This window comes from Paraburkholderia caffeinilytica (assembly GCF_051027425.1).
Classification (GTDB): domain Bacteria; phylum Pseudomonadota; class Gammaproteobacteria; order Burkholderiales; family Burkholderiaceae; genus Paraburkholderia; species Paraburkholderia caffeinilytica_A.
This window is the reverse complement of record NZ_CP186553.1, coordinates 1,563,648-1,577,797: the sequence shown is the minus strand read 5'-3', so window position 1 is coordinate 1,577,797 and position 14,150 is coordinate 1,563,648. Positions and strand designations below refer to the sequence as shown.

The 14,150-nt window shown below is 65.3% G+C and carries 15 protein-coding genes; 11 read left to right on the top strand and 4 right to left on the bottom strand.

From position 1 onward, the window contains the following. Nucleotides 1-30: 30 nt before the first annotated feature. Entirely contained in the window at nt 31-603 is a 573-nt protein-coding gene (locus ACOSV0_RS27515; protein ID WP_434115463.1) for an HrpB1 family type III secretion system apparatus protein, read from the bottom strand. 296 nt (nt 604-899) lie between these two features. On the opposite strand from ACOSV0_RS27515, the gene ACOSV0_RS27510 reads away from it, so the two are divergent. The 11 genes from ACOSV0_RS27510 to ACOSV0_RS27460 all read left to right on the top strand — a co-directional run bounded on the left by ACOSV0_RS27510 (nt 900) and on the right by ACOSV0_RS27460 (nt 10,671). Further along, complete coding sequence (locus ACOSV0_RS27510; RefSeq protein ID WP_434115461.1) at nt 900-1,961, top strand: EscU/YscU/HrcU family type III secretion system export apparatus switch protein; 1,062 nt, start codon at nt 900-902, stop codon at nt 1,959-1,961. 4 nt (nt 1,962-1,965) lie between these two features. After that, nucleotides 1,966-3,987: a type III secretion system export apparatus subunit SctV gene (gene sctV / locus ACOSV0_RS27505; protein ID WP_434115459.1), complete on the top strand. Its 2,022-nt coding sequence runs from the start codon at nt 1,966-1,968 to the stop codon at nt 3,985-3,987. Nucleotides 3,988-4,003: 16 nt separating this feature from the next. Continuing rightward, a complete protein-coding gene (sctP, locus tag ACOSV0_RS27500; protein ID WP_434115457.1) occupies nt 4,004-4,957 on the top strand; it encodes a type III secretion system protein SctP in 954 nt (317 codons plus the stop codon). A gap of 27 nt (nt 4,958-4,984) precedes the next feature. Beyond that, nucleotides 4,985-6,148 carry a type III secretion system cytoplasmic ring protein SctQ gene (gene sctQ / locus ACOSV0_RS27495; RefSeq protein ID WP_434115456.1) on the top strand — a complete coding sequence of 388 codons (1,164 nt, stop codon included), beginning with the start codon at nt 4,985-4,987 and terminating at the stop codon, nt 6,146-6,148. Beyond that, nucleotides 6,135-6,791 carry a type III secretion system export apparatus subunit SctR gene (gene sctR / locus ACOSV0_RS27490; protein WP_434115454.1) on the top strand — a complete coding sequence of 219 codons (657 nt, stop codon included), beginning with the start codon at nt 6,135-6,137 and terminating at the stop codon, nt 6,789-6,791. The genes sctQ and sctR overlap by 14 nt, the downstream gene beginning before the upstream one ends. Nucleotides 6,792-6,802: 11 nt before the next feature. Next, nucleotides 6,803-7,066 carry a type III secretion system export apparatus subunit SctS gene (gene sctS / locus ACOSV0_RS27485; RefSeq protein WP_434115452.1) on the top strand — a complete coding sequence of 88 codons (264 nt, stop codon included), beginning with the start codon at nt 6,803-6,805 and terminating at the stop codon, nt 7,064-7,066. Continuing rightward, nucleotides 7,063-8,310, top strand: coding sequence for a hypothetical protein (locus ACOSV0_RS27480; RefSeq protein WP_434115450.1), 1,248 nt, complete (start codon nt 7,063-7,065; stop codon nt 8,308-8,310). Before sctS ends, ACOSV0_RS27480 begins: the two co-directional genes overlap by 4 nt. Before the next feature lie 44 nt (nt 8,311-8,354). Further along, nucleotides 8,355-9,452, top strand: a complete 1,098-nt coding sequence (locus tag ACOSV0_RS27475) for a secretion protein SctD (RefSeq protein ID WP_434115448.1) — start codon at nt 8,355-8,357, stop codon at nt 9,450-9,452. Between the two features lie 39 nt (nt 9,453-9,491). After that, complete coding sequence (locus tag ACOSV0_RS27470) at nt 9,492-9,752, top strand: type III secretion system protein (protein WP_434115446.1); 261 nt, start codon at nt 9,492-9,494, stop codon at nt 9,750-9,752. A 141-nt stretch (nt 9,753-9,893) separates the two neighbouring features. Beyond that, a complete protein-coding gene (locus ACOSV0_RS27465; RefSeq protein WP_434115444.1) occupies nt 9,894-10,103 on the top strand; it encodes a hypothetical protein in 210 nt (69 codons plus the stop codon). A gap of 112 nt (nt 10,104-10,215) precedes the next feature. After that, nucleotides 10,216-10,671, top strand: coding sequence for a CesT family type III secretion system chaperone (locus ACOSV0_RS27460; protein ID WP_434115442.1), 456 nt, complete (start codon nt 10,216-10,218; stop codon nt 10,669-10,671). A gap of 63 nt (nt 10,672-10,734) precedes the next feature. Here ACOSV0_RS27460 and ACOSV0_RS27455 read toward each other — a convergent pair whose 3' ends face one another. From ACOSV0_RS27455 to ACOSV0_RS27445, 3 genes are read right to left on the bottom strand one after another with little or no spacing between them, the layout of a single operon-like run. Beyond that, on the bottom strand, nt 10,735-12,159 hold the full coding sequence (locus tag ACOSV0_RS27455) for a type II/III secretion system family protein (protein ID WP_434115440.1): 1,425 nt from the start codon (nt 12,157-12,159) through the stop codon (nt 10,735-10,737). A gap of 3 nt (nt 12,160-12,162) precedes the next feature. Next, a complete protein-coding gene (locus ACOSV0_RS27450; RefSeq protein WP_434115439.1) occupies nt 12,163-12,969 on the bottom strand; it encodes a response regulator transcription factor in 807 nt (268 codons plus the stop codon). Between the two features lie 21 nt (nt 12,970-12,990). Further along, the gene (locus ACOSV0_RS27445) at nt 12,991-14,082 is read right to left on the bottom strand and encodes a sensor histidine kinase (protein WP_434115437.1); all 1,092 of its coding nucleotides are present in this window, start codon (nt 14,080-14,082) and stop codon (nt 12,991-12,993) included. Between the last annotated feature and the right edge of the window lie 68 nt (nt 14,083-14,150).

The following is a 14,150-nucleotide window of genomic DNA, read 5'->3' as shown; positions in this document are numbered from 1 at the left end:
GATACCTGAGCGTCGGCGGGTGCGGCGTCCTCAAATACGGATGTACTGCATCGACAGCAACATATCGCCGGTCGGCGCCGCCGCCGGTGCGTCGGCTTTGGCATGACTCACCGGCGCACCCTGGTCGAGTTCGCGCGCCGATTCCGGCGCCACGAAATGACCGGTGCGCCGCGCGGCCGCATACGCTTCCTGAAGATCGTCGCCCGCCAGATAGACCCTGGCGAGCCGCCCCACCTCGTGGTCGCGGTACTCGTCGGCGAGCTTTCTGGCTTCGTCCTGCCAGCCGAAAGTCTTGCTCGATTTCAGGCAGCGCAGCAGCATGCCTTTGCTGGCCGGCACGCACACCGAACGCTCGATCAGGCCGCGATAAACCGTCTCCGCGCTGGCCCAGTCGCGGCGCAACAGATGCAGCCAGCCATCGAAGAATTCGAAGTCCGCGAACGCGGGACGCAACACATGCAAGGTATCGACCATCTGCTCGATGTCGTCGACGTCGACCTTGGCCCCGAGCCCGCTCGTGGCCGCGAATGCGGCACTGACCAGATCGACGAGACAGCCGAGCGCCGCCGGTGGACATTTCGCTTGTGCCTTCTGTTGATTCATTTCTTTTCCCCAGGAGTTCCAGAGCGGTGGGAAGCCTGTCCCACGCCCTGCACGATCAGCCGAACTTGATCCACACATTACGTCGCCACAGCTTCGCGGCCGGCGTGCCGCACGAAGTCGCACACCAATTTGCGAAGCGACGGCGCAACCCGCATTGCTTCGCACGCGCCGCCCACGCTTCGCATCGGCCGGCCGGCGCAAGGGCGCGGGCGGATAAGGTCTGTCTGGGGTAACCGGCAAGCGCCGTGACCTGCGCCAGTCACCAAGCAGAAAGCCAGCACAGCGAGAAGCAAGCCATGAGCGACGACAAAACCGAAGAGCCCTCAGAACAGAAACTGCGCAAGGCCCGCGAAAAAGGCGAGGTTGCGAAGAGCACGGACGTGGTCGAAGTCGCGTGCCTCGGCGCCATGCTGGTGGTCCTGCAAGCCGGCCAGCACTATCTGGTCGACTCGTTACGCGGAGTCGTGAAGAGTTCGATCGATTTCCTGAGCGGCCCACGTTCGATGGACGACCTGTACGTCACGCTCGCCGACATGGCCGGCCACGCGGTCGGCATGGTCTGCGGGGTCGCGGCCGTCGGACTGTTCGCGGCAATTCTCGCACTCGCGCCGCAAACCGGCCTGCAGTTCTCGTTCGAAGCGGTCAATCCGAAGTTCGACGCGGTCAACCCCGCATCCGGGTTGCAGAAGATATTCTCGGCAAACTCGCTGCTCGATCTGGCGAAGATGACCGTCAAAGGCGTGCTCGTTGTCGCGGTGATGCGCGAGGCGATCGTCTCGGTAATGCCGGTGGTCGCGAGCGCGCTCGAACAGCCGCTCGCGCAGCTGATCCAGGTGCTGTGGTCGGTGGTGATGAAGGTGCTCGCCACCGCGCTCGGCGTGTTCATCGTGATCGCCGCGGTGGACTACAAGCTGCAGGCCATGATGTTCATCAAAAAACACAAGATGAGCAAGGACGAAGTCAAGCGCGAACACAAGGAAAGCGACGGCAACCAGGAGGTTAAGGGCGAGCGCAAGAAGCTCGCGCACAAGCTGGCGAACGAAGGTCCCAAAGGCGGTCTCAAGCGCGCCAATGTGGTGGTGGTCAACCCGGTTCACTACGCGGTCGCGCTGCGCTACGACCCGAGCGAATTCCCGCTGCCGGTGGTGATCGCCAAAGGGCTCGACGAACAGGCGCTGCTGCTGCGCCGCCAGGCCGCCGACCTCGGCATTTCGATCGTCGCCAATCCGCCGGTCGCGCGGCTGCTCTACAAAGTGGCGGAAAACCAGCCGATTCCCGAAGAGTTATTCGAGGTCGTCGCAGCGATTCTTCGCTGGGTGAGCGGCCTCAGCGGCGCGAAAGCGTCAATCACGGAGTAAGTCCATGTTCAAGACCTTCAAGATTCCCGGCTTCGGCGAGGCCGGCATCGCGGTGCTGCTGGTGGCGATCATCTCCCTGATGATCCTGCCGCTGCCGACCCTCGTGATCGACATTCTGCTGTCCATCAACATCACCATCAGCGTGACGCTGCTGATGGTGACCATGTATGTGGGCAGCATCACCTCGCTTTCTTCTTTTCCGTCGATGCTGTTGTTCACCACCTTGTTCCGGCTCTCGCTGAACATCGCCTCGACCAAGTCGATCCTGTTGCATGCGGACGCCGGCGACATCATCGAGAGCTTCGGCGAACTGGTGGTGGGCGGCAACCTGGTGGTCGGCCTCGTGGTGTTCATGATTATCGCGGTGGTGCAGTTCATCGTGATCGCGAAAGGCTCGGAACGGGTCGCCGAAGTCGGCGCGCGCTTTACGCTCGACGCGATGCCGGGCAAACAGATGAGTATCGACGCCGACTTGCGCGCTAATATCCTCACGCCCGAAGAGGCGCGCAAAAGGCGCACGCTGCTCGCGGTCGAAAGCCAGCTGCACGGCGGCATGGACGGCGCGATGAAGTTCGTCAAGGGCGATGCGATCGCCGGCCTGATGATCACGATGATCAATATCGTGGCCGGCATCGCGGTGGGTGTCGCGTACCACGGCATGACCGCGGGCGACGCGGCCAACCGCTTCTCGGTGCTGTCGATCGGCGACGCGATGGTGTCGCAGATTCCATCGCTGCTGATCTCGGTCGCGGCCGGCGTCATGATCACGCGCGTCGGCGACGACGCGCACGAAGGCGAGGACCGTTCGCTCGGCGAAGACATCACCCGCCAGTTCGGCGGCAGCTCGCGCGCGCTCTACTTCGCATCCGTGCTGCTGCTCGGTTTCGCCGTGGTGCCGGGTTTTCCGGCGGCGCTCTTCGTGCTGCTGTCGGGCCTGCTCGCGTTCGTCGCATACCGGCTGCAAAAGAAATCGGGCAAACCGGCCGGCGGCACCGGCAAGCCGGTCGGCGCGCTGCAACGCGCCGGCGCGAAAGGCGACGCGCCGTCGATCCTGCCGCGTCCGCCGCAATTCACCTGCCCGATCGGCGTGCGCATGTCGAAGGACCTGAGCGCGCGCCTCGCCGCCGAAGCGCTCGACAAAGCCTTCGACACCCAGCGGGCGACGTTGCAGGCCGAAGTCGGCCTGCCGTTCCCCGGCATCATGATGTGGAGCGACGAGACGCTGCCCGCCGACACCTATGAAGTGGTGATCTACGACGTGCCGCACGCGCGCGCGAATCTCGCCGCCGGCGCGGGCGAACCGCCCGAGCTGACCGCGCTGCTCGCGCGGCAGGCCGGCGCGCAGCCCGCCGAAGAGGAGGCCGAAGCGGCATCGAAGCCCGCGCAGCGCAAGCCGGAAAGCATCATCGCCCAGCACACCATTGCGCTGTTGCGCATCAACGCGCATCTGTTTCTCGGCATCCAGGAAACGCAATGGATGCTCGATCAGCTCGAAACCGACTATCCGGGTCTGGTCGCCGAAGTGCAGAAGGCGCTGCCGCTGCAGAAAATGGCCGACGTGCTGCGCCGCCTGCTCGAGGAACAGGTGCCGATCCGCAATATCCGCAGCATCACGGAGAGCCTGATCACATGGGGGCCGAAAGAAAAAGACATGCTGATGCTCACCGAGTACATCCGCATCGATCTGGGCCGGATGATCGCGTATCGCGCGACCGGCGGCCCGCGCGATCTGCCGGCGGTGCTGGTCGACGTGCAGGTGGAACAGCACATCCGCCAGTCCATCAAGCAGACGCCGACCGGCAACTTCCTCGCGCTGCCGCCCGACGAGATCGGCCACCTGGTCGACAACCTCGTGCAACTGGTCGGCGAAGTGCCGCGCGGCCAGCTGGCGGTGATCGCGTCGATGGATATTCGCCGCTACGTGAAGCGGATGATCGAGTCGCGCCTCGGCTGGCTGCCGGTGTATTCGTATCAGGAACTCGGCGCGCATATCGACCTGCAGCCGGTCGGCCGTTTGATGATCTAAGCCGGGGGCCTTCATCATGCACAGCTCGGCGACCCATCGCGTCCATGTGATTGCCGGACCGGAGCCGGCGCGCGAGCCCGTGCGCGCCCACCCGGACACCCCTGAAATGCGGCGGCTCGCGGCGCTGTTCAACGCGCATCGCGATGCGGTGTGCCGCGCGGACGATCAGGAGGCGGAACAGGATGCCACATCCGACACAACCGGCGAAGCGAAGCAAACCGGCGCGCCGGAACACGAACCGGCGCGCGCGGCCGGCGAGACGCCGCCCACCGACACTGCCGCGCAGGGCGAAGCGGCCCTCGCCGGACTGCCCTGCGCGCCGGTCTCGCAAAAGCCGGATCAAAACGGCGGTGGCGGTGGCGGCTCCGGCAGCAACGGCGGTGAGCACGGCGGCAACAGCGGCGCTCAGAACCCCTCTTTCGCTCAACCCGGGCGCCGCAGCGGCATACCGGCAACCGGCGCCGCGCACGCGAACCTCATCGCCGCGTTGCGCGGCGCGACGACGTCACCGGCTTGCCCAGGCAAACCCGCAGCCGCGCCGGCTTCCGCCGTCGTACCCGCTTCGCCTCAAGCGCCCCAACCGGCTCATCCCGCTCCGCCGCCGCAGCCTCGTCACGGTCGCGTCGAGCCGGCGCCCGCCGCACTCACCGTCGGCGCGTTGAACACCGCGCAGCAGTCGAGCCCGCTGGTCGATTCGATCGTCTCGAGCGTCGCCGATTTCTGCGCGAACCCGGCCGTGTTTTCGCGCAGCCCGTGGCATCTCACCGTGCCGCTCGATCCCGCGCTGCTGCCAGGCTGCCAATTGACGCTGATGCTTTCGCATTTCGTCCTGACGCTTCGCTTCACGACCACGGAGCCGGCCTCGCACGACTTAATCTCGCAACATGCAGATGCGTTGCGGCGGAACCTGGAATCGTTACCGAGTCTTCACCAGGACACACCGCGCGCGGTTGAGATCGTCGTCACCTAAGCAGCGCCTTCACTACATAAGAACGCCATGGATCCTATCGACACGCGGCCTGTCCAGCCCGCTGCCACCGGAATCGAACCGACGCCCGGCCCCACGCCCGTCACGCTCGATTTCACGCGGCTGCCAGGGCTCACGCGCGGTGTCGCGCGGATGCAGCGGCTCGCGGTCGACGAACGGCTCGACGCACTGCTCGCCCATCAGTTCGGCATCGCCAACTGGCGAGCCGGCACGCGCAACCCGATCGACCCGGCCCGCGCCGCGACCTTGCGTCTGCGCTGGGGCGCGCTGAACGCATCGCTGCTGATCGACCTGTCGCAACTGACGGAGCTCGCCAGCGTCGTGCGGGCCGATCAAACCGGCGAGGTCGATCCGGCGATTGAAGCGTCGCTGCGCGCGAAGGTGGGCGGCTTTCTGCTCGGCCCGCTGCGGCAGGCGCTGGCCGACCTCGGCATGCAAGGCGTCGAAGTGAGCGGGCTCGATCTGGCAGCCGGCGGCGACCCCGCACCGCCCGCGCCGGATGCCGAATGCTGCACGGTGTCGTTTCAGCTCGGCGCGACGCGCTACGACGCCGTCTTCAACCATCTCGACGACGGCTGGCTCGACGCGTTCGAGCAACTGGTCGCGCAACGCCGCATGCCGTTCGCCACGCGGGTCAGCGAAGTCACGGTGCCCGGCCGGCTGCTGCTCGGCGAGAAGTCGATCACGCTGACCACGCTCGACTCGCTGCGCCCCGGCGACATCATCCTGCGGGCTCTGCCGGCCGCGCTGCGGGCCTTTTTTCTGAAGCAAACCGGGTCGGTCCGGCTGCCGGTGGTGTGGGGTCATCCCGGCACCCGGCAATTGCATGCGCTGGCCGACATCGCCGACCACCTCCTCACCTTGACCGAGAACCCTACGATGAGCCACGACATGAGTTTCAGCACGCCGCTCGCCGACGCCCACAACACGCCCGTCGAGATCGAGCATCTCGATCTGCCGCTGAAGCTGGAGATCGACACGGTGTCGCTGCCGGTCGCACAGTTGTCCGCGCTGCGCGCGGGTTACGTGCTCGAACTGCCGACCGCGCTGCCGGATGCGCGCATTCGCCTCGTCACGTATGGCCAGACGATCGGCTTCGGCGAGCTCGTCACCGTCGGCGATCATCTCGGCGTGCGCCTCGTGCAGATGGCGTCCGGCCATGGTTCAGTTTAGCGATCTCACCGGGCTGCTGATCGCGGTCGTCGCGATCGGCCTGATCCCGTTCGTCGCGATGGTGGCAACCTCGTACGCCAAGATCGTGGTCGTGCTCGGCCTGCTGCGCAACGCGCTCGGCGTGCAGCAGGTGCCGCCGAACATGGTGCTCAACGGTATCGCGATTCTCGTCACCGCGTACGTGATGGCGCCGATCGGCATGCAGGCGGTGCAGAACATGCAGAGCATGCCGCACCGCGGCGGCAGCGATTCGTCGGCGATCGTGCTCGATGCGTTCGACGCCGGCAAGGAACCGTTCCGCGCGTTCCTCAAGGCCCACGCGCACGAACGCGAGAAACGCTTCTTCGTGCACTCGGCTTCGGCGATCTGGCCGAAGGACATGGCGGCCAAACTGCGCGAAGACGACCTGATCGTGCTCGCGCCCGCCTTCACGCTGACCGAAATGACCGACGCGTTCAAGATCGGCTTTCTGCTGTACATCGCATTCGTGGTGGTCGACGTGGTGATTGCCAACGTGCTGATGGCCATGGGCCTGAACCAGGTGCAGCCGACCAATGTCGCGATCCCGTTCAAGCTGCTGCTGTTTGTCGCGATGAATGGCTGGTCGACGCTGATTCACGGACTCGTGATGACTTATCGCTGAAGGGAGTTGCGATGGAAACCGATACGCTGGTTCGCCTGACGACCGAAGGCCTGTTGCTGTGTCTGTCGATCTCGATGCCCGTGGTGATCGTCTCGGCAGTGTCGGGGCTTGCGATCTCGTTCATTCAGGCCATTACGTCGATGCAGGATCAAAGCATCTCGTACGCGGTGAAACTGGTCGCCGTGGTGGCGACCGTTCTGATCATGGGCACCTGGGGTGCGTCGGCACTGCTGCGCTTCGCCAATGAAATCGTCGTGATGGCGGTGCCGTCATGAACAATCGCATCACGCACGGCGGCCACACGCCCGAGGCCACGCATCTGCAGGAGCAGACCGCGCAGTTGCATCACACGCAGCAGACCACCCGATCACAGAAACTGCAGCACACCAGGATGCAGCAGGCGCGCGTGCGTCACAACATGCTGGCGGCGAAGTTCGCGCTCAACAAGAGGTGGGCGCATAGTCACGGCGCGGGGGCGCGCGGCCCGCTTGCCCAGAAAGTCGCCGCGCGCTTCGGCGCGAAGCCGACGCCCAAAGGCGCCGCCGGCGGCAAGGGCGCGGGACTGCGCGCAAAAGACAAAGGACTCCACGACAAGGAAGCGCTGCACGACAAGGACGTCGACAAGGAATTGCACGAGCAGCCGACGCCGCGCGAGCGCGACCAGGATACACCGAAGCAGAAAGAAAGAGACCGCGAGAAAGACCGCCAGCAGCAGGAGCAGCGGCAACCGGACAAGGAGCGGCAGAAGGACGGCGAGTCGCAGAATCGCAACGGCAACGGCGGCCACGGTCATGGCCGTGAGAGCGGTCATGACGGCGGCAATCACGACGACGATCATCCACAACAGCAACAGCAGTCGTCGCAGCAGCAATCCCAGCAGCAGCCGCAACAGCAACCTCAGCAGCAACCTCAACAGCAGCAGCCACAACCACGGCAGCACCAGCCACGCGAAGGCAGAAGCAGCGAAGGCGGCGCATCGAAGTTCGCGGTCACGGGCAAGAAGATCAGCACGGCCGTCACGGTGCCGGAGAACTTCCAGATGCTCGGCGCCAAACTCGGCAACGCGCGCTCCACCGAGACGCACCGCGTGCTGCTGCAGACCTTCGCCAAGGTCGTGCTGCGCCTTGCCGCGCAACTCGAATGCGGTTTCGCGCTCGCGCCGCTGATGGTGCTCAACGCGACGTCGCCTGGTGCGATGCGGCGCAGCCCGGCGCGCATGCAGTCGCAGATCGCCAGCGCGATGTTCAGCCAGCAGCGTGCTCCGGCGAGCGGCACGGCGTCCGCCAGGGCGTCGGCGGGTGTCGGTATTCTCAGTCATTCGCTCGATCTGACGATGGCCCGCAAGCGCTTCGGCGTCGGCTATCCGATCGACGACCAGAGCCTGCTGTCGGTGCGCCAGCTGATGATCGACGTGAGGGCGGCCATGCCGGCCCTCGCGGCGTCGAACGGCGTGCCGACCGCTTCGGATAAACCACCGGAAGTTCGCGTTGCACCGGCAACGCCCGGTACAGGCTCATAAACTGAAGTCATCGGAATCACGCAACGTCTAATGGGACCACGAGCATGAAAGCGCTGCGAGTATTGACCGGCATCCACGCCGGTGCGCAAATCCGCTTGACGGTGGGGTCCTATCGTCTTGGCGGCGCAGAGGATGCGGATATCTGCATCAGCGACTGGCAGGTCGGCGAACTCGTGCTGACCCTGGGCGAAGACGGCGTGACGCGGCTTTGCCTCGACGGCGGCGAAGAAGTCCTGGTTCCGGATTTCGTCGCGGTGCCCTACGGCGACGTAGTGTTCTGCGTCGGCCCCGACGACGTGGCGTGGCCGCGCGATCTGGATCTGCTGGCGCCCCTGTGGCAGACGGCGGAACCGGATGCTCAGGCTGTGCAGGCAGAAGAACACGCTGACGCGCAAGAACAGGAACAGGGGCATGGACAGAAAGCGGCGCAGCAGCCCGAGCCGGAACTGCCGGACCGCGAGCCGCTACTGCCGTCACTGCCGCTACTGCCCCTGCCGCGCGCCAAGGCATTGCGCACGGCAGGCGTCGCACTCGCCTGCACCGTGCTGATCGTGGCGCTCTCGACGGCCGGCGTATTGATGGCAGGTTCGCAGTCCACCGAGGCAGCGAACGTCAAGTTCGACCCGGACGCGACGTCGCGGCAGCTTGCCGGAGCGTTGCATCGAGCGGGGTTGAACGAGCTGACGGTGAAGCCACGGGGCGCCCAGCTGGTGGTGCGCGGCATCGTGCGCACCGCCGACGACAGCGACTCCGCGCGCCGGATCATGGATCAGCTGGCGCGCGGCAAGGCGCTCAGGGAATACGACGTGGCGCAGCAGGACGCAGTGAACATCCAGCAATCGCTGGGCGACACCGGCGCGCACGTGGAATACAAAGGTAATGGCGTGTTCCTCGTCAGCGGCACGGTGTCGTCGATGAAGAAGTTTCGCGCGCTGCTGGCCAACGTCAAGCCGGATCTGGACGCCAACATCAGGCGGCTCGATGTCGACGTGAAAGAAGCCCGTAGCACGATTCCGGATGTGCGCTACTCCGAAGTCGTGTCAGTAGGCGGCTTGCGCTACATCGAGACGCCGGACGGCACCAAGCATCTGCTGGACACCGGCGGCGACAGCACCGATTCCGGCAATAAACGCATCGACTGATTCGATTGAATTCAACCCACGACCTCACGAGGAACCGTTATGTACGACGCCTTGCTCCCCATTGCGCAGGACCTGAACACACTGGACGCCACGCTCAACGCGGCGGACAGCCAGCAACGCGTCGCGCGGATCGCCGCGGCCTTCGATGAAACCGCTCAGCGCATCAGCACGGTCACGCAGTCGGCGGCGAACGATCACGAGCGCGTCGAGTTGCAGAAGCTGTATCGCGGGATGATCGCCGCGCGCCGTATCGTTCTCACGCTGCAGGAGCGTCACAACGAACGCGGCGCGACGGCGTGAGCCGGCGCGGCGGGTTGTGGGGTTTCACGATCCGAATCACGTATTTTTCACGCTTTGCATTACTGACTTCGCAGTAGCAGCACCGGGCTTCATGCCTTGCAGTGATTTTCACTCACTCTTTTACTTTTTTGGAGAATCATCATGTCAGGTTCTATCAGCGGCTCTGGCGCAGCTTCGTCCGCATCGAACTCGGCCGATATGCTGGCCCAGATGCAGGCTTCGGCAAATGCGAGCAATCAGTTCACGATGGCTGCCGCGCAGATCAATCAGGAACAGCAGGAAACCTCCGCAGTCGCATCGCTCGAAAACACGGGCGCCAAGAATATTTCCGACGCCGCGAAGGGTCAGTAAGCCCGCACGCACCCGCCGGATGCAGGTACGGGTTACGGGATTGGGCGGCTCTTCGCCGGCGCCGGTTTCGTAGCCTTTTCTTTTTTTTCTTTCGGTAACCGCGAGCGCCATCATGAGCCAGGAACGATACGCGGAGCTGGTTCGGGACATCTGCGATGTGGTCGGCCTGCCCGACGCCGATTACGTACTCGAAACAAAGACGCTCGAAATCGAAGGCTTCGACGTCCGGCTGGAAAATTACGAGAACGACCCGGAAGCGCTCTACGTCAATTTTCACTACGGCGCGGTCACGCCGGGACGCACGCTGGTCATCTTCAGGCTGATGCTCGAGGCGAACCTGCTGATCTATGCGCAGGATCAGGCGCAATTGTGTCTCGACGCCGACACGGGCAGCATCGTGCTGCTGGTGCACGTGCCGATGACCGACGACCTCACCGGCGAATACCTGGCCGAACTGTTCGCGCACTACGCCGAGCACGGCCGCTACTGGCAAACCAATATCATCGAGTCGTCCGACGAGATGTTCGAAGGCATCGTGTCGGGCAACTATCTCTGGCTGCGCGCCTGAGTCTGGCTGCATGCCCGAGCGTGCCTGAACACGGCTCGCGGCGGCAGATTCGGCGCCGCAGTCTCAGGTCGCGAGGCGAGGAATCAGCAGCACCAGACGCTGCCTCGGGACGGTATTCACAGGATTCGCCGCGTCGGCCGCATCCGCGGGATTCACGGGACCCATCTGATCCGTCGTGCCCGCAGACGGCGCCGCGATCACGAGGCAAGCGCCGGCCGCGACCGTGGCCTCGACGATCCGTTCGCGCGGCCTCTGCCCCGGCTGATCCGCCGGCGGCGTGCCGGTCGGGCCGAGATCGACACGCAGGCCGATGCGTTGAACCGTCGGATCGGCATCGAGCGTCGGTTCGATGGCGAGCCACAGATCGGCGGTGTCGGCCGGCACGAGTCCCACGCTTTGCGCGAGCCGTGCCTGATGCCGGTCGATCACCGCCGGTGCACGGTCGAACGTGACCGCGGTGCGCCACACCTCGGTGTGCGCGCGGTGCACCTGTTCCAATGCGTGCAGCCGGGCGAACAGATCGCCGCCGCCTTCGGCGACGATCGACGATTCGCTCGCCGGCAGCGCCGCACCCAACTCCGCCAGCGCATCCCGATCGACATCGATCACCCAGGTTTGCACGGTCACGACCTGCGGCGCGGTATCGAAATCGGCGACCTGCATCGCATCGCCGTCGATCCGCTCGGACTTGTCGCGAATCAGGATCGAGTTGGTCGCGGCATCGGCTTCGATGATCGGCAACGGCGCCGCAAACTCGACGACGCGCACCCCGTCCGGGTCGCGCCGCGTCTGCTGGAAACGGCGCGCGAGCAGGCTCGCCGCGCCCGGCACGACGAGCTGGCGCCCGTCGATCACGCGCACCTGATCCGCGGCGCTCGCCGACGTGAGCCGCAGAATCTTCGCGCCGGTGCGCACGCGCGCCTGCGCCCCGAGCTCGAAACGCTGCGCCGCGCCGCGAATCCGTTCGACGTAGCTCGCCGGTCCCGTGACGCTGAGCGTGCCGTACCCGGCATCGGTCCGCAGCGGAAAATGCCGGTCCGAAATGCCGGCGTGATCGAGCGCCGCCGCCAGCGCTTGCGGCGACAGATAGTTCGGCCGCATCGTCAGGCTTTGCTGATCGCTCGCGGGTGATATCTGGATCACCGCGCCGTCGTAATACCAGACGAGGCCAAACGACGCGCAGAGCATGTCGAGGAACTGCTGCGGCGCCATTGCAAACCGGCCGCGGACAATACCCGTGACGGAGCCGTTTATGCTGACCGGCACGTTCTGATCGGCGCCGAACAGATTCAGCGTATCGGCGAGACTGCTGCCGTTGGACACATACACGAAGCGGCTGCCATGCCAGCCGGCGCCGGCGGAACCGGAACCGAAGTCGCGGCCTGCGCGCACCGCGCCGAGTGCCTCCGCGCCGCCAACCGCAGCGGCCAGCGCGCCGGCCAGCACCGAATAACGCATGAACGCGCGCAGCCGCCGCTGTATCCGCATGGTTCAGTCCCGCCGCGGTGGGGATGCGGCCGGATCCGAACCCGGACCGCCCGCGCTGCCGCCGTTCGCGTCGCCCTCGCGGTCCTCGCGGCCCTCGCCGTCCGGCCGCAGCGTGAGCCGGTAGCCGGTCGCATACACCGACTGCACGGTCCAGCCGACACCCGCCGCTTTCAGGTTGCCGCGCACGCGGCTCACGTACATGTCGACCGAACGGCTTTGCACGGCTGCGTCCCAGCCCCACACCACGCTCATCAGATCCTGGCGCAGCACCACCGCGCCCAGATGCGACGCGAGATGCCACAGAATGTCGAACTCCTTGGTGCCTAGCGGATGCGACGTGCCGTCCGCCGTCACCAGCGAACGCGCCTGCTGATCGAGCACGCAGTCTTCGATCATCATCTTGCGGCCCTGCACGTTCGACGAACCGAAGCGCCGCAGCAACGCGCGCAAACGCGCGAGCACCACCTGGCGGTCGAACGGTTTGACCAGATAGTCGTCCGCGCCGGCGTCGAGAATCTTGACGATGTCCGACTCCGCCGAATGCACCGTCTGGAACAGCACCGGCATCGCGGACTGTGAACGGCCACGGATTTTCTGCAGCAGTTTGTCGCCTGACACGCCGGGAATATCCCAGTCGAGAATCGCGAGATCGGCCCAGTTGTCGACCAGAAACTGCTGGGCCTCGAGGCCGTTGTGAAACGCATTGACCTGATACCCCTCGGTCTTCAACCAGGAGAGCAGTAAAGCGTGATGCGCCGGATCATCCTCGACCAGCAGGATGCGCACGGGTCTGCCTGACATCAGTTTCATCGTCGAACCTTGATTGCAAAATTACTCGCGCGACGCATGCAGCGCCCGGTCCGCATCCACCAGCGAACCGCCGCCCGGCACGCGCGCCGAACCGGCATTCAGGCACGGCAGCCGCAACACGAAAGTCGTGCCGCCGTTTTCATTCAATTCCGCGTACAGCGTGCCGGCATGCAACTCGACGATCTGCACCGCGAGCTTCAGGCCGAGCCCGAAACCGGTCGCGCTCTTCTTGCCGAGCGTATCGAAACGGTTGATGCGCCCGCCCGCTTCGCGCAACCCCGGCAAGCCGCCGGCGCGATCGTTGACGATCACTTCGGCAAACCCGTCCACATGACGCAGCGAGACCGTCACCGGGTCGCCGCGCGGCGACGCCCGCACCGCGTTGTCGATCACGTTCTGGATCGCGCGCGCCGCGAAGTTGCGCATGCCGTTGACCCATACCGGCGAACTGTCGGACAGCCAGAGCCGCAACGGCACGCCGTAATAGGTCGCGGTAACTTCGAGCTGCGAGGCGATCTGCCGCAGCGTCGCGCGCAAATCGAAGCGCCTGAAATCGCGCGTATTCAGATGCTCGGCGACCGAGCTGAAAATGAACTGCTCGCCGAGCGACAACACGTAATGCGCCAGTTGCGTAATCTGCTGCATGCCGCCGCAACGCTCGAACGCTTCCGGGTCGCTCGAATCGAGCTGGGTCAGCGCGCTGATCGAATTGAGCGGCGAGCGCAGATCGTGCAGCAGGAAGCGCAAGGACATCGCACGTTCGTCGACCGAGCGGCTGAACGGCGATACGTCGGTTACCGTCACCACCATGCCGATCGCGCTGTCGGCACAGGCATTGGCCTGCACCCACAGCGTGGTGTCGTCGACGTGCAGATCGAAACCGCGCTCGATATCCTCGCGGCGCAGCACTTCGGTCAATGAGAACTGGTCGCCGAGCGCGGACGCGAAATCGGTGCCCGCCGGCAGCGCCATGTTCAGGAGGCCGGTGGCGCGTTCGCTCGCGTCGAGCACCTGGCCGGCGTGATCGAGCGCGATCACGCCGCATGGCATGCTGTCCATCATGGCCCGCATGCGCCGGGTCTGCTCTGCGGACTGCCGGGCTGCTTCGTCCACGGTCGATCTCCTTTTTACCAGTTCACCAGCGGCTGTACCGGCGGCGCATTCACGTGCAATGCAGTGCG

Excerpts from the sequence above, each read along its gene's own strand:
- ACOSV0_RS27515 (WP_434115463.1), bottom strand. The coding sequence starts at position 603 with ATGAATCAACAGAAGGCACAAGCGAAATGTCCACCGGCGGCGCTCGGC.
- ACOSV0_RS27510 (WP_434115461.1), top strand. The coding sequence starts at position 900 with ATGAGCGACGACAAAACCGAAGAGCCCTCAGAACAGAAACTGCGCAAG.
- sctV (WP_434115459.1), top strand. The coding sequence starts at position 1,966 with ATGTTCAAGACCTTCAAGATTCCCGGCTTCGGCGAGGCCGGCATCGCG.
- sctP (WP_434115457.1), top strand. The coding sequence starts at position 4,004 with ATGCACAGCTCGGCGACCCATCGCGTCCATGTGATTGCCGGACCGGAG.
- sctQ (WP_434115456.1), top strand. The coding sequence starts at position 4,985 with ATGGATCCTATCGACACGCGGCCTGTCCAGCCCGCTGCCACCGGAATC.
- sctR (WP_434115454.1), top strand. The coding sequence starts at position 6,135 with ATGGTTCAGTTTAGCGATCTCACCGGGCTGCTGATCGCGGTCGTCGCG.
- sctS (WP_434115452.1), top strand. The coding sequence starts at position 6,803 with ATGGAAACCGATACGCTGGTTCGCCTGACGACCGAAGGCCTGTTGCTG.
- ACOSV0_RS27480 (WP_434115450.1), top strand. The coding sequence starts at position 7,063 with ATGAACAATCGCATCACGCACGGCGGCCACACGCCCGAGGCCACGCAT.
- ACOSV0_RS27475 (WP_434115448.1), top strand. The coding sequence starts at position 8,355 with ATGAAAGCGCTGCGAGTATTGACCGGCATCCACGCCGGTGCGCAAATC.
- ACOSV0_RS27470 (WP_434115446.1), top strand. The coding sequence starts at position 9,492 with ATGTACGACGCCTTGCTCCCCATTGCGCAGGACCTGAACACACTGGAC.
- ACOSV0_RS27465 (WP_434115444.1), top strand. The coding sequence starts at position 9,894 with ATGTCAGGTTCTATCAGCGGCTCTGGCGCAGCTTCGTCCGCATCGAAC.
- ACOSV0_RS27460 (WP_434115442.1), top strand. The coding sequence starts at position 10,216 with ATGAGCCAGGAACGATACGCGGAGCTGGTTCGGGACATCTGCGATGTG.
- ACOSV0_RS27455 (WP_434115440.1), bottom strand. The coding sequence starts at position 12,159 with ATGCGGATACAGCGGCGGCTGCGCGCGTTCATGCGTTATTCGGTGCTG.
- ACOSV0_RS27450 (WP_434115439.1), bottom strand. The coding sequence starts at position 12,969 with ATGAAACTGATGTCAGGCAGACCCGTGCGCATCCTGCTGGTCGAGGAT.